This window comes from Rahnella rivi, from assembly GCF_019049655.1.
Lineage (GTDB): Bacteria > Pseudomonadota > Gammaproteobacteria > Enterobacterales > Enterobacteriaceae > Rahnella > Rahnella rivi.
The window spans coordinates 19,499-39,403 of sequence record NZ_JAFMOX010000055.1; the positions used below are offsets into that span (position 1 = coordinate 19,499).

Consider the following 19,905-nt stretch of genomic DNA (forward strand, 5'->3'; position numbering starts at 1 on the left):
TAAATAAGTCAAGGAACGCTGCCTGAAAATCAAAAAGAGCAGGGCGCAGCGAGGTGCATTTCGCGGACAATCATCCGTCAGTCAGGCGCAATTTCTGTAAAAACGCCAATTAATACATGACCCTCCGTGGCGATAGAGGTATCTTGTCTGCGCTATTAATCCCTCCAGCTAAACACGGGTATTTCATGACGTCATTACTCAAAAATCCGACCCGCGCAGGCATACTGATTATGCTGATGATCCTGGCTGGCTGTTCGGGAAAACCACACTATAAAAAATATGACTCGCACGCTTTTGACGATGAAATTGAAGATGCCGCTGACAAATACAAAGTTGACCGAAAACTGGTGAAAGCCATTATTCAGGTCGAATCCAGCTACAATCCGAAAGCGGTAAGTCCTTCAAATGCCATCGGTTTGATGCAACTGAAAGCCTCTACCAGCGGCTGCGACGCTTACCGTTATAAAGGAAAACGGGGTTGCCCGGACGATGATGATTTGCTGGATCCTGAAACCAATATTGATTTGGGCACGGCATATATCAGCGCATTACAGCATCAGCAACTAAACTGGATTAATGATCCGGTCACACGCCGTTACGCCACAGAAGTGGCTTATGCCAATGGCGCGGGCGCATTGCTGCGGACATTTTCCAGCAACCGCCAGACCGCCATCAGCCTGATCAACCAGCTTTCACCGGAAGCATTTCACTGGCATGTCCGTCAGTACCATCCGGCAGCGCAGGCGCCGAGATACATGGCGAAAGTTGAAAAAGTTTACGCGGGTTTATAGCGAATAACACATCACATCAGAGAGTGCGCTACGTAAAATCTGCAGCATTATGGTACTGCTCATTTCTCAGATTTCACGTAGCGCGATCATTTCACATGCCGAATTTTTGCCAATAAAGAGGAAATCTCATGACAGGTAATATGTTTGCTGATTTTCCCCATGATGTCGCCAGCCGAAATGCCGAATCCTTTGAAGCCTTGTTAACGCATCAAGACGTACGCATCGAGCGGATCATTTCAACCGGTCAGTCGAGCCCGCCGGATTTCTGGTATTGCCAGCCACAAAGCGAGTGGGTGATGCTGCTGCAAGGTTCGGCAGGTTTGCGACTTGAGCACGAACCGGATGAACGTGTTTTACAAGCCGGGGACTTTATGAATATTCCCGCATACTGTAAACATCGCGTCGAATGGACAGACGCGAAAGAAACCACGATCTGGCTGGCCATTCATTATGGTGATGAAAAACCAGAGAGTAAGGCAGGTGAGGTGTCACGGTAACGGGTTAAAGGATGGAAAGCGATAATGCAGTTACTATTTAACATAATCATGATTATACGCACCAAAGCTGTAAGTCCCATTTGATAATGTCACTTTTTATCCAGATAGAAACGTCACCTTAGAGTAAGCTAAGCTGAATACAATTCTAAGGGACTCAACCGATGTTGGTGACCATTTCAGATAAAGAGATCCACCGTTTGCCGGTGATACAGGCTTGAAGCTAAAGGCCGCGTGGAACGTGCGAATCAGACTCTTCAGGATCGGCTAATAAAAGAAATATTTGCATCGTCCAGTGCAGGAGAACTCCGATGAGTTAAGAGACATCTTTGCCTGGCATGATGTTCGTACCGTGTCGAAATCACTGACATTCCAGTACGATAAGATCCTTTATCTCATGGACCCAACAGAAGAAAACAGCCGTCTTGCCGGTGAGAAAATTAAAGTGCTGGATTATCCCGATGGCACCCTCGCCTTCCACTACGGACATCGGAGCCTTGAGTGTCAGGCATTCGATAAGCTGGCCTGTGTCGATCAGGGGCAGATTATTGATAATAAACGGCTCGGGACAGTACTCAGACTGGCTCAGATAAAACAGGATGAGCGGGAAAGTGAAGGCAAACGGGAAAGAAGCAAGAAGTCCCCCAGCCGTAAGGCTCAGGTGCGCGTCCAGGAACAACTTCGAGCAATCAATCCCGTTCTGGCAGACCCAAGCTTGTTTGTAGCAAGTTCAAAAAAATAGAATTAAATCTTTGCGTAATATAGAAGAATCATGATTGTGAGCTTTGAATTATATACTAACATGCAATACCCCTAGATTAAAAATTCAAATTTTACGTATACATAGGTGTTTTTATAATGAAAAATTCTGTTGTTGAGCTTTTTGGAATTGAAATCAGCACTCCTTTTCACAGGTCTGATTTAATACAGCTTTTTGAAAAATTACCGTCAAAACTGATGGGGATATCTGAAAAAGAAAATTTATCCGAAGAACAAGTATCGGATCTGATAAATAGTGCGACACAAAATTTTCTCGATCAGGTTGATGATGCTGATAGAGAACTCTTTGGTGAGATTGCTGAATCGTTTGGCGCATCAGCATTAGATGAATCAATTGACAATGAAGAAAATGAAACACAATCTGATTTAGGTACCTTTAATTTTTATATTAGATTTCAGATTTCAAGGCCTCTTGGTATTGATAGTGATTCAATACTCTTTTTAAATAAGTTCATTATAGAATCGGACGATGGTAGTTCATTGAAAGACAAAAGCATCCTGAGATTGAGGCGGTTAGAAGGTTTAAGTTATAAAGATATAGCCATTGATTCAAGAAGAGTTGAACAGGCATTAATTTTGTCATTTGCCGAAATAGGAATAGGCATTGCATATCCTGATAATTTAGCATCTTCATCCTTACTAGAAAAGGCCAAGAGAGAATCAGAAAGCTATTTTATACAGCAGCATATAAAAAGTGATGGGGATTATTATGAGATACCTTTAATTCATTGGAGCGATAAATTCGGAGTTCATGTTTTTCCAGACAAATCTACTGCATGGGACACTAAAGCAACTCAAGAAATTGAACCGGTGAATGCGGATAAATTTGATATATACTTTAACCAGCATTATAGACGAATGGAAAACATTTTCGCCGCAGGTAATAAATTTAAAAAAATTAAAATAGCGACATCTATGCTCACAACCGCTCTTTTTGATGAGTCACTCATAAATAGAATTATTTTGTCGATGACCGCTATAGAGGTATTAACGGATAGAGTTCTTCGCGACGAAAATGAGGTTAAAACAATAGAGTTTTTAACAAATATTATGAATAAAATGGATATTGATGATAATACTAAAGCTTCTCTTGAAAAGGGATTAAATTCTTTGAAATTTCAATACATCAGTAAAAGTTGTAAAAAGCTTGTTCATACGACATTAGGGAGAAGGGATGCAGAGTTATTTTATAAACTGTATGATTACAGATCTCAATTAGTACATACTGGTTTTTTAAAAAAAGAAGAAGAACTGTTTGATATTTCTATAAAATCCTATGACTTAGCTAAAAGGCTGTTAGTGGAGTATGTAGATAAACTATCTAAAAACCCAGATCAATATTAGAGCTACCAAGGCAACTATCATATCAGTTTGAGTGTCACTTTTACTTTGCCCAAAGAGGTGACACTTTAAAACTGCATTGACAGAAGCTGTAGTAGCTAAATTGAAATGTCCGCTTATGTCTCATTTCAAATGTCCGTTTTATTGTCGTTCTTTCTAAAGCCCGGTAATTCATCCGGGCCTGTCTGCCTGTCAGATTTTTGCCTGATTGATCCTTGTAGAAAGCTCCTGATGGCTTTCTTTCCTTTCGCTGTAGCGGTCCGCCAGATAACCTGCATGCCCTTTCAGGATTAACGTAATTTTGAATAACTCTTCGGCAACGTCCACAATTCTGTCATACCAGGCTGAGGGTTTCATGCGTCCTTCATCATCAAATTCCTGCCATGCCTTTGGCACTGACGACTGATTGGGAATGGTGAACATACGCATCCAGCGGCCAAGTATCCGCATCTGATTTACCGTGTTAAATGACTGTGAGCCGCCACAAACCTGCATCACGGCCAGCGTTTTACCTTGGGACGGACGAACAGCACCTTCACTCAAGGGTATCCAGTCAATCTGGGCCTTCATCACCGAACTCATGGCTCCATGTCTTTCCGGAGAGCTCCAGACCATTCCATCACACCACCTGACCAGTTCTCGGAGTTCAAGCACTTTAGGGTGACTGTCCGGCGCATCATCAGGTAACGGCAGGCCAGATGGATTAAATATTTTCACCTCAGCGCCTATCCTTGCCAGCAACCGCCCCGCCTCTTCTGCTGCAAAACGGCTGTAGGAGCGTTCTCGTACCGATCCGTAAAGGATAAGAATACGCGGCATGGTCTCAGCGCCGTCCAGTAGATGACTGGTAATGGCCTCATCAAAGCACCCCGGTTCTATTGCTGGTAAGTGCGTCATAAAAAACTCTCTCTCTTGTAAGCTATGCTTTAAAACTTATCACATATGAAATATCATATGTATTGTTAATTTTTAACGAGGTTAAGCATGCTACAGCCTGTTCAGCTTTTTAAACTGCTCGCCGATGAAACCCGTTCGACTATCTTACTGCTCCTCAGGGAATCAGGAGAAATGTGCGTCTGTGACATCTGTGGTGCCACAAACGAGTCTCAGCCGAAAATTTCCCGCCACATGGCTCTTTTGCGTGAGTCAGAGCTGGTCATTGACCGCCGTGAAGGAAAATGGGTGCATTACCGACTGTCACCCCATATGCCTGCATGGGCTGCCGGAATCATTGACATAGCCTGGAACTGTGAACGCGAACACATACGCAACAAGCTCCATAGCGCAGCATCGTCCTCGTGCTAAAGTCGATGTATATATACGAATAAACAAATATGAATGGGGTTTCTGATGTTACTGGCTGGTGTTATCTTTTTGTTTACGCTCGTCCTGGTTATCTGGCAACCCCGTGGACTGGGGATTGGCTGGAGTGCCATGCTGGGCGCAGGTCTGGCATTGCTGACTGGCGTCGTTCACCTGGGGGATATTCCGGTGGTTTGGCAGATAGTTTGGAATGCGACTGCCACCTTTATTGCTGTGATCATCATCAGTCTTTTACTCGATGAATCCGGTTTCTTTGAATGGGCCGCATTGCACGTTGCGCGTTGGGGAAATGGCCGGGGCCGGTTGCTCTTTACCTGGATTGTTCTGCTTGGCGCGATGGTCGCCGCACTGTTCGCCAACGACGGTGCCGCACTGATCCTGACACCTATCGTCATCGCGATGCTGCTTGCGTTGGGATTCAGCCAGGGATCAACCTTAGCCTTTGTCATGGCCGCAGGGTTTATCGCTGACACGGCCAGCCTGCCGCTGATTGTCTCGAATCTGGTGAACATCGTCTCAGCGGATTTCTTTAAGCTTGGTTTCTCTGAATATGCAGCCGTGATGGTGCCGGTAAACCTGGCGGCCATTGCGACTACGCTTGTGATGTTGCATCTGTATTTCCGCAAAGACATTCCTGCCGTTTACGACGTTTCCCTGCTGAAAGAACCGAAAGATGCGATCCGTGATTTCGAGACTTTTAAAACCGGCTGGCTGGTTCTGGTTTTGCTTCTGGTGGGGTTCTTCGGACTGGAGCCGCTGGGCGTTCCTGTCAGTCTGGTCGCGGCTGTTGGTGCCCTGCTCCTGTTTGCTGTGGCGAAGAAAGGTCATGCCATTAACACAGGCAAGGTGTTACGAGGTGCGCCATGGCAAATCGTTATTTTCTCGCTGGGTATGTACCTGGTGGTCTACGGATTACGAAACGCCGGACTGACCGATTATCTTTCATCTGTGCTGAATCAGCTGGCAGAGCAAGGATTATGGGCGGCAACGCTGGGTACTGGCTTCCTTACAGCCTTCCTGTCCTCTGTAATGAACAATATGCCGACCGTGCTGGTCGGGGCACTGTCGATTAATGGCAGTACAGCAACCGGTGTTATCAAAGAAGCGATGATTTACGCCAACGTCATCGGTAGCGATCTGGGGCCTAAAATCACCCCTATCGGAAGCCTGGCAACATTGCTGTGGCTGCATGTTCTTTCGCAGAAAAACATCAAAATTACCTGGGGATATTACTTCCGGGTGGGGATTGTCATGACGATCCCCGTACTGTTTGTCACGCTGGTAGCACTGGCACTGCGGCTGTCTGTATCACACTGACTATTAACTCATAACCCCGGAATGAGTCGCTTCCGGGGTTCAACCAGAGATCATGACTATGAGCAATGTGACTATTTATCATAATCCTGCCTGCGGGACATCACGCAATACCCTTGAGATGATCCGCAACAGTGGGATTGAACCCTCGGTTATTCTGTATCTGGAAACACCACCTACCCGCGAGGATCTTATAAAACTGATTACAGATATGGGGATCACAGTTCGGGCATTGCTGCGTAAAAATACAGAGCCTTATGAACAGTTAGAACTTGATAAAAATACACTCACTGATGATGAACTGATCGACGCCATACTCGCTCACCCAATTCTGATGAATCGTCCCGTTGTGGTCACGCCACTTGGGACATTGTTATGTCGACCATCAGAGATGGTACTCGACATACTTCCGGAATTTCAAAAAGCAGCGTTCACAAAAGAAGACGGCGAAAAAGTTGTTGATAAAGAGGGTCATCGGCTGATCTGAAAGTCACTTTTCTCGTACAAGCCATGGGTGTTTACCGGAACATTTGTTTGTCAGACCCATTTATGAGCCGTTTACAATCCTTATTCGGCTCGTATAATGAGCCAATTAACGTCACTCATCGGCTCACAGGAACGTCAATGGATAACCGGGGATGGTTATGAAAAACATCACTTTTTATGGTCGCTTTGAGGCGGATATTCTTGCAGGCCGTAAAACGATTACACTGCGCGAAGCCAGCGATGCAAACTTTTCAGCCGGTGATAAGGTGCGGGTAAGCCGTTATGAAGATAATGTTTTTTTCTGCAATATCGAGATTATCAATGTGACGCCGGTGCAATTTGACGCGCTAAATGATACCCATGCGTTGCAGGAAAATATGACGTTGCCGGAACTGAAACAGGTCATCGGCGAGATTTATCCGGGGCTGAAAGAACTGTTTATGCTCGAGTTTCGCCTTATTTGACGCTAAAAACGCGCCGTGCTGAAACCGGCGCGCCCTGCTCTTCTTCAGCCCTGCCAGCGTGACTGACGGATAATGGAACAGAAATTCCCCCTGATAAATTCAGGTTCTTTATCTGCAATAACGTCTGCTTTTACATTACCGAAGGTCGTTTGCGGCTTATTTTTTATGCCGTCATAAAATGCCTGAATAATATCTTCTTTAAATGTCGCCGTGCGTGGATGTGTATTCACCACCGCATGGCGAACGTCCTCTTCATACGCCTGATAATTGATGCCCAGCACGTCCATTTCCACTCCTGCCGTAACCAGCGCGATCACCGGCTCCATAAACTCGGGTATACCGGGCGTGGTATGCAGTGCGATGGCGGTCCAGACTTTGTCGATGTCCTGCCCGCTGATGCCATATTGCTGCATGAATTCCCGCGCGGTATTGGCGCCGTCCACTTCAAAACGTTTATCACAGCTGCAGTGTTCGTGGGTCAGCCCCATGTCATGGAACATGCAGCCAATATAAAGTAACTCGTGATCAACGTTTAACTGACGAGCCTGCCCGGCGAGCGCGGCCCAGTAATACACCCGGCTGGAATGATGAAACAGCAATTCCGATTCGCTATCGCGAACCCGTTCTGTGGCTTCGCGGCACATTTTGCTGTCAGGGATACGGATGCCATTAATTGTGAGACTCATGATATTTCTCCTGTGGGATTGCATAAACCCAGCGTAAGCCGCAGGATGAATGTCATCAATCGACGTAGTAATACGATTTAAGACATTACGCCGTTCTGCGACAGGAAAACGATCAATGCCCAAACACATCATTATTCTGGCCGTCCCCGGCGTACAGATGCTGGACGTTTCCGGCCCGATGGATGTTTTCGCCGAGGCCAATCAGCAGCGTGGCCGCGAAGTGTATAAACTCAGCGTGATGGCGATAAACGACCCGATCGTTACTTCGTCTTCAGGCACCCGGATCCTGGCCGACATGATTCTGGACGCCCCGCTTCCCGATAATCTCGATACCTTTCTGGTCGCCGGTGCGCCTTCACTGAACACGTTTTTGAGCGACGATGCTTTAAAGCACAATCTCTGTCGCTGGAGCCAACATGCACAGCGTTTTGGCTCAGTGTGCAGCGGAGCTTTGTTGCTTGCCGCCGCAGGACTGCTGGATAACCGCCGCGTGACCACTCACTGGGCGGTTGCGGAAAAACTGAGTCAGGAATATCCACGGGTGTGTGTCGAAGCAGACGCTATTTTTATCGCGGACGGCGAACTGCGCACCGCTGCCGGTGTGACGTCCGGGCTGGATATGGCGTTAAGTATGGTTGAGGAAGATCTCGGGCGGGAAACGGCGCGCAATGTCGCCGCTCAGCTGGTGATGTTCTTCAAACGCCCAGGCGGGCAGCTTCAGTTCAGCCGTCACGGTCAGGCATCGCTGAGTGGCCGCGCCGCGTTGCAGGATGTTCAGCGCTGGGTGCTGAGTTCCCTGGACCAGCCGCACAATGTCAGCACGCTGGCACAACACATGGGGCTGAGTGCCCGCCACGTCACGCGGTTATTTAATCAGGAAATGAAACAATCACCGGCAGAATGGCTGGAACAGCAACGGGTATTTCATGCCCGCCAGCTGCTCGAAACCGGCGGTCTGGCCATGAAACAGATTGCCTCGCAATGCGGATTTTCCAGCGTGGATATCTTACGACGGGCCTTTATGCGCAAACTTAACGTGACACCGTCACAATATCAAAAACAGTTTGTGTGACTCACTATAGCCTAATAAATCAGGCCTCTGCGGCAACCTGCGCCCGCCTGAAACACTCAGGACGGTGAGTGTTGATAAGGCCGGTGGCTTCCATCCAGGCATAAACAATTGTCGGACCGACAAACTTAAAACCGCGCTTTTTCAGGTCTTTCGAAATACGTTCTGACAGCGCATCTTTGGTGGGCACCGGCCCCACATGCTGAATGGCTTTACCGCCGATCTGCGTCCAGATCCACTCACCGAAATCTTCGCCGGCCTGCTGCATTGCCAGATAAACCCGCGCATTGTTTATCACCGCCGTAATTTTACTGCGTGAGCGGATGATATCGGCGTTGTTCATCAGCTTTTCGATATCATCTTCGGTGAATTCAGCGACTTTTTCCGGCTCAAACTGGCAGAACGCGAGACGCAATGCCTCACGTTTTTTCAGCACAATCCGCCAGGACAGCCCCGCCTGAAAGCCATCCAGCATCAGTTTTTCCCACAACGCACGGCTGTCGCGCACGGGTTTACCCCATTCGGTGTCGTGGTAGTGAATCATAAGATCGTCCTGGAGATTCCAGGGACAACGGACGGGAGCAATGGTCATGGCGGAACTCGGGCTGATGGGTTTTGCGTAGTCTACCCGAGAACGGTCTTCATTATTCAGGGAAAAAATAACCCTCATACGCCCCTGTGGTTTTATGAATTTCATTCATAGCGGCTATTTACCGGGCGTAATTATCTTTCATCCCGTCTCCGTTAATCTGAATGAAAATACCGGGTAAACCGATACCCCGCCGGGATTTCAACAGAGACGGATTAGATATTTTTATCGCAGAAGACGTCTACTTTTTGCCCCCGCGGCACCCGTCACGAAAGGAGCTACAGACATGACTCAACACACCGTTTCCGAGACGCTATCTGCTCGTCAACAGGCCATTCCCCTGATGGCGGCATCGATGGCCGCCAGTCAGATGGATAAGCTGAATTCAGCGCTGAATCAGGGGCTGGATGCAGGGATCACGATTAACGAAGCCAAAGAAATTCTCGTCCAGCTCTATGCCTATACCGGTTTTCCTCGCAGCCTGAACGCGCTGAATGAACTGATGAAGGTCGTTGAAGCACGTAAACAACGCGGCATCGAAGACGTGGAGGGCAAAGCGCCTGTCTCCCCTGTCCCTACCGGGGATGAGCTTCTCCGGGTCGGTACCGCGAATCAGACCAAAATCTCAGGCGCTCCGGTTCAGGGGCCACTCTTTGATTTTGCGCCGGTTATTAACCAGTTCCTGCAAACACATCTGTTCGGCGACATTTTCGCCAGGGATAACCTTGACTGGCAAAGCCGCGAACTGGCAACGGTTGGCGCATTAGCGGCCACGCCGGGCGTTGAAGCGCAGCTGTTATCCCATATTCTTGCAAGCATGCGGGTCGGCCTGACGGCATCACAATTGCATCAGCTGGCAATGGTTCTGCGGGACCATGGGGAAAATGAAGCCGCGATGCGAGCTGAAAAGGCGCTGAAGCAGGCGCTGGCGAGCCAATAGAGGACGCGTTATGGAGCATGATTCCACCCGCAGAATGTTGATCACAGCCTTTGCCAGCCTGACGCTTGGAAATGTCTCTCTGGCGTCAGCAACGACCGGCACTGCAAATGTTCAGGGCAAGAGCCGCATTCTGGTGGCGTACTTTTCCCGCAGCGGGAATACACGGGTCATCGCAGGCGTCATCCATCGCAGTCTGAAAACGGATCTGTTTGAAATCGAACCGGCCACGCCTTATCCGGAAGACTATTTTCAGACCGTTGAACTGGCGAAAAATGAGCGTACCGGGGGAATCAAACCGGCATTAAAAAAGAGCGTCGCTGATATCGAACGCTATGAAACCCTGTATTTAGGCTTTCCCATCTGGGGAACCAGCGTACCGCCCGTGGTGCAAACATTCCTCAGCAGCCATAACCTTGCAGGCAAATTAATCATCCCCTTCATTACCCACGGCGGTTACGGCAAAGGTGACAGCGACGATATTCTTGTAAGCCTTGCCCCCACCGCTCGCCGGGAAAAACCGCTGGTCATTGAATGCGATCAGGAACGAAGAACGACGGAGACAGTCAACGGCTGGTTAGAGACGATACGCAACTGAAGTTTCATGAACCACCGGCAGGGTTCAGCAAATATTCATGAGCCCTGCTGATTAACCTCGGTTTTTACACTCCCTTGATTTCCCTCCCAGGCGCTTTAAAAACAACCGCTGCACATTTCCCCGAAGGTTAAGTGTGCACATTTAATCATAATACCCTACACTGTATGTTGTAACTAACCGGAGGGGATATGGCAGATTATGATTTGATCGCTCGTATGAATGGCTGTTTTAACGAGCTGGAAATGGCGTTGCACGACCTGGGGAATTTCCTGAGCAGGCTGGAATTACTGCAGGCACGGGTGTTTGCCTTGCCGGACATCGCCAAAGGCGAAGAACATAATCCTGCGGATAAGATTTCTGTCACCCCTTATCTCGGTGAAGCCGCGCAGGAGATGGCGTTGCAGCATTTCCAGCGGCTGTTCATTCATCATAATAACGAGAATATCAGCAGCAAATCCGCGGTCCGGTTGCCCGGCGTGCTTTGCTATGCCGTTGACCCCGCAGAGCACCAGTCTGCCCTGCTGCTGATCGAAGAAGTGAACAAACTCAAGGCTGAACTTGAGCACATCGTCACCGTTGAATCCGGGCTGGCGCGCGAACAGCGTTTCGAGTTTGTGCACACCCATTTGCGCGGCCTGATTACCCTCAACGCCTATCGTTCCGTGACCTTTTTAAATGACCCGGATTCGGTGCGCTTTGGCTGGGCCAACAAGCACATTATTAAGAATGTCAGCCGGGACGAAGTGCTGGCGATGCTGGAAAAAAGCCTCAATGCCGGACGCGCCGTGTCGCCGTATACCCGTGAACAGTGGATGGAAAATATCAACCGCGAAATGATTGATGTGAAACGGCTACCGGAACATGCCGCGCTGAAATTTAAACGTCCGGTGAAAGTTCAGCCCATTGCCCGCGTGTGGTATCGCAACAGTCAGAAACAGGTGCAACACCCCTGCCCGCTGCCGCTGATCGCATTGTGTCTGCGTACGCCGATGATGCAGGTACCGAAGCTAGGCGAATTGCCGGATTACGACGTCACCGCCATCAAACACAAGTACAAACCGCAGTCTCAGCCGCTGAGCCTGCTGATCAAACGCCTGCATTTATACACCGACCACCCGCTATAAATGAAAAAGGTCCGGCAAGCCGGACCTTTCTGGTGCACAGGTATCAGGGAAACTTATGCCTTCATGCTGCCGACCATGGCTTCCGGTCTGACCCATTCGTCGAACTGTTCTTCGGTCAGATAACCGAGTTTCAGCGCAGAACCTTTCAGTGTCAGCCCTTCTTTATGGGCTTTCTTGGCGATTTCCGCCGCTTTGTCATAACCAATATGGGTATTGAGCGCCGTCACCAGCATCAGCGATTCATTCAGCAACTGCGTAATGCGGTCACGATTTGGCTCAATGCCGACGGCACAGTGCTCATTGAAACCGCGCATTCCGTCGGCGAGCAAACGGACAGATTGCAGATAGTTGTGGATCACCAGCGGGCGGAACACATTCAGCTCGAAGTTACCGGAAGCGCCACCAATATTGACGGCGACATCATTTCCCAGCACCTGCGCGCAAAGCATGGTCATGGCTTCACACTGCGTCGGGTTCACTTTGCCTGGCATGATCGAGCTCCCCGGTTCGTTTTCCGGAATGGAAATCTCGCCAATGCCGCAACGCGGGCCGGAAGATAACCAGCGAACGTCGTTGGCGATTTTCATCAGCGAAGCCGCCAGACCTTTCAGTGCGCCATGCCCATGCACCAGCGCGTCGCAGGTTGCCAGTGCTTCAAACTTATTTGGCGACGTGACGAACGGCTGTTTGGTCAGGTCAGCCAGCGCTTTCGCGACGCGAACCGCATATTCAGGGTGCGTATTCAGGCCGGTACCTACCGCCGTGCCGCCCAGCGCCAGCTCCGCGATGTGCGGAATACTGTTTTCAATGTGCGTGACATTATGCGCCAGCATCGCCACCCAGCCGGAAATCTCCTGGCCCAGGGTCAGCGGCGTGGCATCCTGTAGATGTGTCCGGCCAATTTTAACGATATCGCGATAGGCTTCGGCTTTCGCTTGCAGCGTTTTGTGCAGCACTTTCAGCTCAGGCAGCAGCGTTTCACGCAGTTCAATCACCGCAGCGACATGCATCGCGGTCGGAAAAACGTCGTTGGAACTTTGACTTTTGTTGACGTCATCGTTCGGATGCACTTTACGCGCTTCGCCGCGCTCACCGCCGAGGATCTCACTCGCCCGGTTCGCCAGCACTTCATTCATATTCATGTTGGTCTGGGTGCCGGAACCGGTCTGCCAGATGGAAAGCGGAAACTCTTCAGGATGTTTATTCGCCAGCACTTCATCGGCAGCGGCAACAATGGCGTCGCCCCGCTCGGCGGGCAGCAAACCGAGATCCATATTGACGCTGGCGGCCGCACGTTTGGTCAGGGCCAGCGCGTGGATCAGCGCCGTGGGCATTTTTTCAGAGGAAATACGAAAGTGTTCAAGCGAACGTTGCGTCTGTGCGCCCCAAAGCTTATCTGCCGGAACATCGATAGGCCCCATTGAGTCTTTTTCAATGCGAGTCGCTGTCATTGTTGTCTCCTTAGATAGTTATTTTCGAATGAGTGTCTGTGTTTTGTGCAGGATTTTCAGCCGCCAGGTGCGCTCCCACGCGTTCATCAGCGGCCTGACGAGTATAGTGACATATAAGGCAAGCGTATTACCCGTTCCTTTTACATTGAAGAGATTGCGCCATCACCGCACTTTTTGACCCTTCACAGTTGTAAAGGCCGCCCCGTCATTGTTTACTAGCGGGTAGAATTTTCCATTCAGGATGAAGCAATGCAAAAGATGCATAACGGTGTACAAAATTACGCCTGGGGCAGTAAAGACGCGCTGACGGAACTTTATGGCATTACCGATCCGCAAGATCGTCCGATGGCGGAATTGTGGATGGGTGCTCACCCGAAAAGCAGCTCTCAGGTTGAGAATGCCGCCGGTGAGACGATTTCTCTGCGCGATCAAATCAGTGCCAATCTTGAGGGGCAGTTAGGTAAAAAAGTCGCCAAACGTTTTGGTGAACTGCCTTTCCTGTTCAAAGTATTGTGTGCCGATCAGCCGCTGTCAATTCAGGTTCATCCAAGCAAAGGCGCAGCCGAGCTGGGTTACGCCAAAGAAAACGCCAACGGGATCCCGCTCGATGCGGCTGAACGTAACTATAAAGATCCGAATCACAAGCCGGAACTGGTCTATGCCCTGACCGAGTTCCAGGCCATGAACGGTTTTCGCGAGCTGCGTGAAACCGTTTCTTTGCTGCAACCGGTCGCCGGTGCCCATCCGCTGATTGCCAGCTTCCTGTCTTATCCCGATGTTGACCACCTGCGTACCCTGTTCGCCGGGCTGCTGAGTCTGGAAGGCGACGATAAATCGCGGGCGCTGGATGTGCTGAAATCCGTCCTCAACGATCAGCGCGGCGAGCCGTGGGACACCATCCGCAGCATCGCTGAATTTTATCCGCACGACACCGGCCTTTTCTCTCCGCTGCTGCTGAACGTGATTACCCTGCAACCGGGCGAAGGCATGTTCCTGTATGCCGAAACGCCGCACGCCTATCTGAAAGGGGTGTCGCTGGAAGTGATGGCGAATTCCGACAACGTCCTGCGCGCAGGCCTGACGCCGAAATACATCGATATCCCTGAGTTGCTGGCCAACCTGAAATTCAATGCCAAACCGGCCAGTGAATTGCTGACGACGCCGGTGGAAAAAGGCGCAGAGCTTAACTTCCCGATCCCGGTAGAAGATTTTGCGTTCTCCATCCACAGCCTGTCTGCAGAGCCGCAAACGCTTGAACAAGACAGCGCGGCGATTGTCTTTTGTATCGAAGGCCAGAGCGTGCTGGTGAAAGACGGCCAGACGCTGGTGCTCAATCCGGGTGAGTCCGGCTATATTGCGGCCAGTGAATCGCCGGTCAGCATAAGTGGCAACGGGCGCATTGCCCGCGTGTTCAATACCCTGAGTTAAGTATCCGGTCATTAAACAAATTGGGGCTAATGGCCTCAATTTGATGATTTTTTTACTGATTGAGCTACACTCAGGAGACTAATAACGCCGCAAGGCGTTTTTTGTTTTCGGGACATTTCATAAGGATAAACAGAGATATGAAGAAGTCGTTAGTCGCTGTAAGCGTCATTGTCGTCCTTGGCGCAGCCTGGACAGGCGTCTCGTGGTACACGGGTAAACTCATCGAACAACATATGGATGAAGAAGTCGCGGCGGCCAACAGCCAGCTGCAGACTGCTTTCCCGAAAGCCGGCCTGAAAGTCAGTTATCAGGATTACCAGCGTGGCGTGTTCAGCAGCAAATTGCGCATCGTTTTGCAACCTGATGCCGCTGCGGCCACCGCAGGTACCAGCGCACTGAAAACCGGTGATGAAATCGCGTTTATCGAAACCGTCGATCATGGCCCGTTCCCTGCCGCTCAGCTGAAGAAATTCAACCTGATCCCGAGCATGGCTTCGGTGCATTCCGAACTGCAAAACACCCCAACGCTCAAACCGTTGTTTGACGTGACCAAAGGTCGCTCGCTGATCACCGCGGATACCCGCGTCTCTTACAGCGGCGCGAGCGCATCGGCCATCGACATTATCCCGGTGACCTACCAGAAAGAAGAGAGCCAGCTGCAATTCTCCGGCGGCACCATCAATGTGGATGTGGATAAAGAGCTGACGGCGATGAAGCTGAAAGCGGACATCGACAGCCTGGCGATCACCTCTAAAAACCAGTTCGGTCAGCTTGAAAAAGTGACGCTGGCCGGTTTAAACATGGACAGCGATACCCGGCAGGGTAAATTCCAGGTCGGCGTGGGCGATCAGAACCTGAGCATCAAACAGATTCTGGTGAACGTTGACGGTAAAGACGCGGGCTCTCTGGATAACTTCAAACTGGTGAGCAAATTTGCTGAAAACGGCAATAACATCGGCGGCCAGCAGGATTACACCATTGATGCACTGAAAATTCAGGGTGCTGATTTCGGTTCTGCCAAACTGACGCTGAAGCTGGACAAACTGGATGGCCCGGCGCTGAAACAGTTTGCTGATAATTACAATCAGCAATCCCGCGCCCTGCTGATGCAACAAGGTGAACTGGATCCTGCGGTTTACCAGCAACAAGCCGCCGATATGCTGCTGGCGAATCTGCCTCTGCTGCTCAAAGGCAATCCAAGTATCAGCATTGCACCGCTGAGCTGGAAAAACAGCAAAGGTGAAAGTACCTTCAACCTGCATCTGGATCTGAAAGATCCGGCCGCTACACCTGCGCAAACGCAGGATCAGATGTTGTCTAATCTGGTCAGCAAAATCGACGCTAAACTGAATGTTCCGCTGGCGATGGCAACCGAAGTCACCACTCAGGTGGCTAAACTGGAAGGTTACAGCGGCGATGACGCCACCAAGCTGGCACAGCAGCAGGTTCAGGGTCTGGCAGCCATGGGTCAGATGTTTAAACTGACCACGGTGAAAGATGACACCCTGACCAGCAGCTTCAGCTATGCGGATAATCAGGTGGATCTGAACGGTCAGAAGATGACGTTGCAGGAATTTGCCGGTATGTTTGGCCTGTTCGGCGGCCCGGCTGCTCAGCCACAATCTGAAGCCCCTGCGCCTCTGGCACCGCCGGTCGCTCCGGTTCCGGCGCAGTAATTCTGATACACCCGCGATAAGAACGAAAAGAGGGGAATGTCTTCCCCTCTTTTTTTATGCCTGAACCTTTCGCTTATTTGAAATCAGCATACGGCGTTAAAGGTTGCGGCGGCAGATCCAGACTGCCCTGCCAGCCCCCCATCGAATACCTCGCGTACAGTAAATAATGGCTCGGCGTGTAATCTTTCGCCTGCTGAATGTCGATACCCGCCCCGACCGTCCAGTGGGCGCTGACCCTTCTTTCCAGCAAGGCCTGCACGGTGTAGCCGAAACCGGAACCGCTGCTGCCGGACTCAACGGCACTTTTATCCGTTAACGTATCGGGGATCAGACTTTGGATCGGGTAACGTTTTTGGCTGCTTGTCGATGACTGTGACCAGGAAACCGAGCCGCCCAGTTGCCATGACCAGTTTTCCGTGCGCTGGCGATAATTCACCGGCACCGCCAGCGAGAAATAGCGCTGCGGGCTGTAATACCCGCCTTGTCCCAGCGTGTAACCGCTGAGATCTTTCTGGTAATGCCAGACCATCGAACTCAGGCCGACGGTCGCCCGGCGGTTATCCTCGTTGATGACCTTATAGTAATAGCCACCCATCAGCCGCTCACGGGTGTTGTCCGCCACATTCTTACCGGTCAGCTGATGCGCACTGATGTCTGCCCAGACGCCGTTGGCTTCACCCTGATCGTAACTCAGGCCGAGGCTGGCACCGGTGGCGCGAACGCCGCCCCAGGTGGTATTGGTGCCCGGATCTTTCGCTCCGGCAAAGGAGAGCAGTGAGCTGGAAATCGGGCGGCGCGAGACGGTGGTGGTCCAGCCGATAGTCTCCCAGTCGCCGCTGTATGCCAGCCCGCCGACCCAGTCAACCACCGGGAAGCCGAGCGGCGTGGTGCCCAGATCCCCTTTCCATTGTTCATTTTCCCAGCCCGCCGCCAGACTCAGGCCATTGGCGTTCTGACTGCGATAACGCCGGCAAACCTGATCGGTACAGGTACCAAAGCTCTCTTCGAAGTTACCGTTCTGATGATCAAACGTTCCCGCATCCATCCGCACCCAGTCAGCGCGCAGGAAACCTCTGCCCTGATACACCGGCATATCGGCCTGAAACATGGTGGTATTGGCGGTCAGATCGGATTTACCCGGCGTACCGCTGGACGCCCAGGAGTCGGTATCCACCGTGAAGTTGACGTCCTGCTGACGGTATAAATCATGGGCATCGGAGCGGATGCCGCGTTTAAGCCAGTCATCTCCGGCCTGCTGACGTGTGAGTCGGGTGTAACCGTCGTTATCTTCCGGCATCTGCGCCGTGATGCCGCTGGCCACCATCGCCTGTGCGTAATCCTGGCGGGCGAGATCGGGCTGACCGAGCTGTTGTTCAACGTTCGCCGCATTACGGTAAATCAGCGCCTTATCCTGCCCGGCGGGTTGCTGGCGGGCGGCCATTTTAAGTGGCTGCAATAAAGTGTACGCCCTGCTGGCTTCGCCGACATCCAGCCAGGCCGTCGCCACCCGACGCTGCTGATTAAGACTCAGCCCGTCGGCCGGCAGATCCGCCTGTTGCAGACGCTGTTTCGCCAGTGCGGTATCGCCCGCCGCCAGGGCGGTGTCGATACCTGAAAGTGTTTTATCGAGCCGGATGCGCTGCGCCATTTCGCGCATATTGGCGTCCCATTGGTTCTGCGGCAACGTCTGTAAGTGGCGCAACGCCGCTTCATCGCGATCGGAACCCGAGAGGTAAAGCGAATAGGCATAGACCTGCTGCGGATCGGCCGGTTTTTTCGCCGCCAGCCGGGTAAATGCGGCATCTGCTTTGTCCGGATGCCCCGCTTCACGCAGCGCACCGGCGTAGTGATACGTACTCCAGACGTCGTCCGGGGTCAGGGCCAGCACCTGCGCATAAAGTGTGGCAGCCTGATCCCACTGACGCGCTGCCACCGCTTTTTCCGCCTGCGCGGTCAGCACATCGCTTTGCAGGCTTTTCTGACGATCGCTGAACGTTTGCCGGGAAGCGGCAGGCAAGGTGCTGAGATAATCGAGCGCTTTTTGCGGCGACTGCCGCTGATAAATGTTCACCAGCCCGCGTTCGGCGCTGCTGTTGTTGGGTTCCAGCACCAGCGCACGGCGATAAGCCTGTTCGGCGAGCGGATCGTTTTTACGTGCTACGGCCACATCACCGAGGCCAATTTGAGCCCAGGGATCGCGGGCGTCGATGTGCTGAGCCTGCTGATAGGCGCTTTGCGCCCGATCTAACTGCCCGGCCTTCAGCGCTTTATCGCCCTGCTCAATCCTGAGCCAGTAGCTGTTGGTGTCGATCAGGCTGTTCCATTTACTGGTGTTATAACCATCCTGTTCGGCTGCCCTGGCGCGCTGGAACATCGCCAGAGCCTGCTGACGGTTGCCGGAACGGGAATACGCCAGCCCCATCGCCCCGAGCACTTCAGCGTCGTTAGGTTTTTCCTGCAAGGCCTGACGCAGCGGCGCAATGGCCGCCGTGGAGCCGCCTTTTTCTATCTGCGCCAGCCCTTTGATCCGTGCCTGATAGTGAGGATCGGCAAGCATCGCCTGCTGTCTCTGGAGTTCCTGCTGGGCGGCGATCACCTGAGGGCCGGTATCAAAGGTGGCGATAAACGCCTGCAACGCATCGACACTGGCATTCGCCACCGGCTGCGCCCTGATGCGCGCCAGCCATAAATCTGCGGCAGGCGACCGCCCTTCATTGGTGGTGGCAACCTGTTTCACCAGCGCGACCCCACCGGCGTTGTCACCGGCATCAAACGCCATTTGTGCCAGTTGCAACCGTAGCTGCACATCACCGGGATACTGTTGATTGAGTGCCTGAAGCTGCCCTTGCGCACGGGCTTTCTGCCCAGGCAGCCGTGCGACCAGCTGCCAGTATTCCACGGCGAGATCGAGCGTTGGCGGCTGCCCCTGAAATAACGCATCGTACTGGGCTTTGGCTTCGTCGAGACGTCCGGCGGTCGCCAGTAAGCGCGTTTGCTGGAGTTTTTGCTGCATGTCCGGCGAGGCAATCCGCAAGCTTAGCTGCGCCTGCCGGAAGTCGTCAGAATCTGGCGCGACCTGCTGAATTTTTTGCAATTGCTGTTTCGCACCGGCCTGATCCCCTTCGCGCAGTAACAGCCGCAAACGGGCGGAAAGCACCTGCGGATTCTGAGGATCCATCAGTTCCAGACGAAAAAGCGACTGACGCACCAGTTCTTCCTGATGGCTGGCTTCACCGACGCGTACCTGTTCCAGCAGCCACTGCTCAGGGGAAACCACCGGTGCGGCCCCGGCCTGTGCGCTCAGCAGCGCCAGCCCCAGGGTCAGGGCCAGCCTGTTGAATGTGAACGGCATCT

Annotated in this window: 18 protein-coding genes and 1 pseudogene; 14 read left to right on the forward strand and 5 right to left on the reverse strand. The window is 51.7% G+C overall.

Annotated features, from left to right (window positions below):
* Positions 1-185: 185 nt before the first annotated feature.
* The 4 genes and pseudogenes from J1779_RS09025 to J1779_RS09040 all read left to right on the forward strand — a co-directional run bounded on the left by J1779_RS09025 (position 186) and on the right by J1779_RS09040 (position 3,409).
* Positions 186-791: a transglycosylase SLT domain-containing protein gene (locus tag J1779_RS09025; RefSeq protein WP_056770600.1), complete on the forward strand. Its 606-nt coding sequence runs from the start codon at positions 186-188 to the stop codon at positions 789-791.
* A 128-nt stretch (positions 792-919) separates the two neighbouring features.
* Positions 920-1,288 carry a cupin domain-containing protein gene (locus J1779_RS09030; RefSeq protein ID WP_217203594.1) on the forward strand — a complete coding sequence of 123 codons (369 nt, stop codon included), beginning with the start codon at positions 920-922 and terminating at the stop codon, positions 1,286-1,288.
* Positions 1,289-1,504: 216 nt separating this feature from the next.
* Positions 1,505-2,027 (forward strand): annotated as a pseudogene (locus tag J1779_RS09035) (ISNCY family transposase); the annotation flags it as partial.
* 116 nt (positions 2,028-2,143) lie between these two features.
* Complete coding sequence (locus J1779_RS09040) at positions 2,144-3,409, forward strand: HEPN domain-containing protein (protein ID WP_217203595.1); 1,266 nt, start codon at positions 2,144-2,146, stop codon at positions 3,407-3,409.
* A 189-nt stretch (positions 3,410-3,598) separates the two neighbouring features.
* Here the strand turns inward: J1779_RS09040 and arsH are convergent, their stop codons facing one another.
* Positions 3,599-4,303 (reverse strand): arsenical resistance protein ArsH, encoded by a 705-nt coding sequence (gene arsH, locus J1779_RS09045; RefSeq protein WP_217203596.1) that lies wholly within the window; start codon positions 4,301-4,303, stop codon positions 3,599-3,601.
* Positions 4,304-4,390: 87 nt separating this feature from the next.
* Here arsH and J1779_RS09050 point away from each other — a divergent pair, with 87 nt between their 5' ends.
* The 4 genes from J1779_RS09050 to yqfB all read left to right on the forward strand — a co-directional run bounded on the left by J1779_RS09050 (position 4,391) and on the right by yqfB (position 6,993).
* Entirely contained in the window at positions 4,391-4,711 is a 321-nt protein-coding gene (locus J1779_RS09050; RefSeq protein WP_217203597.1) for a metalloregulator ArsR/SmtB family transcription factor, read from the forward strand.
* Positions 4,712-4,756: 45 nt separating this feature from the next.
* The gene (locus tag J1779_RS09055; RefSeq protein ID WP_217203598.1) at positions 4,757-6,046 is read left to right on the forward strand and encodes an arsenic transporter; all 1,290 of its coding nucleotides are present in this window, start codon (positions 4,757-4,759) and stop codon (positions 6,044-6,046) included.
* Between the two features lie 58 nt (positions 6,047-6,104).
* The gene (arsC, locus tag J1779_RS09060; protein WP_217203599.1) at positions 6,105-6,530 is read left to right on the forward strand and encodes a glutaredoxin-dependent arsenate reductase; all 426 of its coding nucleotides are present in this window, start codon (positions 6,105-6,107) and stop codon (positions 6,528-6,530) included.
* 157 nt (positions 6,531-6,687) lie between these two features.
* Entirely contained in the window at positions 6,688-6,993 is a 306-nt protein-coding gene (gene yqfB / locus J1779_RS09065) for a N(4)-acetylcytidine aminohydrolase (RefSeq protein WP_217203600.1), read from the forward strand.
* Positions 6,994-7,037: 44 nt separating this feature from the next.
* Here the strand turns inward: yqfB and J1779_RS09070 are convergent, their stop codons facing one another.
* Positions 7,038-7,679, reverse strand: coding sequence for an HD domain-containing protein (locus J1779_RS09070; protein WP_217203601.1), 642 nt, complete (start codon positions 7,677-7,679; stop codon positions 7,038-7,040).
* 115 nt (positions 7,680-7,794) lie between these two features.
* Here J1779_RS09070 and J1779_RS09075 point away from each other — a divergent pair, with 115 nt between their 5' ends.
* Positions 7,795-8,751, forward strand: coding sequence for a GlxA family transcriptional regulator (locus J1779_RS09075; protein ID WP_217203602.1), 957 nt, complete (start codon positions 7,795-7,797; stop codon positions 8,749-8,751).
* Between the two features lie 19 nt (positions 8,752-8,770).
* On the opposite strand, the gene J1779_RS09080 is transcribed toward J1779_RS09075, so the two are convergent.
* A complete protein-coding gene (locus J1779_RS09080) occupies positions 8,771-9,340 on the reverse strand; it encodes a DNA-3-methyladenine glycosylase I (protein WP_056770577.1) in 570 nt (189 codons plus the stop codon).
* 211 nt (positions 9,341-9,551) lie between these two features.
* Between J1779_RS09080 and J1779_RS09085 the strand changes: the two genes are divergently transcribed.
* The 3 genes from J1779_RS09085 (at position 9,552) to tus (ending at position 11,996) form a co-directional block, all read left to right on the forward strand.
* A complete protein-coding gene (locus J1779_RS09085) occupies positions 9,552-10,277 on the forward strand; it encodes a carboxymuconolactone decarboxylase family protein (protein WP_338019856.1) in 726 nt (241 codons plus the stop codon).
* Between the two features lie 10 nt (positions 10,278-10,287).
* Positions 10,288-10,872, forward strand: a complete 585-nt coding sequence (locus tag J1779_RS09090) for a flavodoxin (protein WP_217203604.1) — start codon at positions 10,288-10,290, stop codon at positions 10,870-10,872.
* Between the two features lie 188 nt (positions 10,873-11,060).
* Positions 11,061-11,996: a DNA replication terminus site-binding protein gene (tus, locus tag J1779_RS09095; RefSeq protein WP_056770569.1), complete on the forward strand. Its 936-nt coding sequence runs from the start codon at positions 11,061-11,063 to the stop codon at positions 11,994-11,996.
* Between the two features lie 53 nt (positions 11,997-12,049).
* On the opposite strand, the gene fumC is transcribed toward tus, so the two are convergent.
* The gene (gene fumC / locus J1779_RS09100; protein WP_217203605.1) at positions 12,050-13,447 is read right to left on the reverse strand and encodes a class II fumarate hydratase; all 1,398 of its coding nucleotides are present in this window, start codon (positions 13,445-13,447) and stop codon (positions 12,050-12,052) included.
* 249 nt (positions 13,448-13,696) lie between these two features.
* Here fumC and manA point away from each other — a divergent pair, with 249 nt between their 5' ends.
* Together manA and J1779_RS09110 are read left to right on the forward strand one after the other, a co-directional pair.
* Positions 13,697-14,875: a mannose-6-phosphate isomerase gene (gene manA / locus J1779_RS09105; RefSeq protein ID WP_056770562.1), complete on the forward strand. Its 1,179-nt coding sequence runs from the start codon at positions 13,697-13,699 to the stop codon at positions 14,873-14,875.
* 137 nt (positions 14,876-15,012) lie between these two features.
* Entirely contained in the window at positions 15,013-16,551 is a 1,539-nt protein-coding gene (locus tag J1779_RS09110) for a YdgA family protein (protein WP_217203606.1), read from the forward strand.
* 73 nt (positions 16,552-16,624) lie between these two features.
* On the opposite strand, the gene J1779_RS09115 is transcribed toward J1779_RS09110, so the two are convergent.
* Entirely contained in the window at positions 16,625-19,903 is a 3,279-nt protein-coding gene (locus J1779_RS09115; RefSeq protein WP_217203650.1) for a cellulose synthase subunit BcsC-related outer membrane protein, read from the reverse strand.
* Positions 19,904-19,905 lie beyond the last annotated feature (2 nt).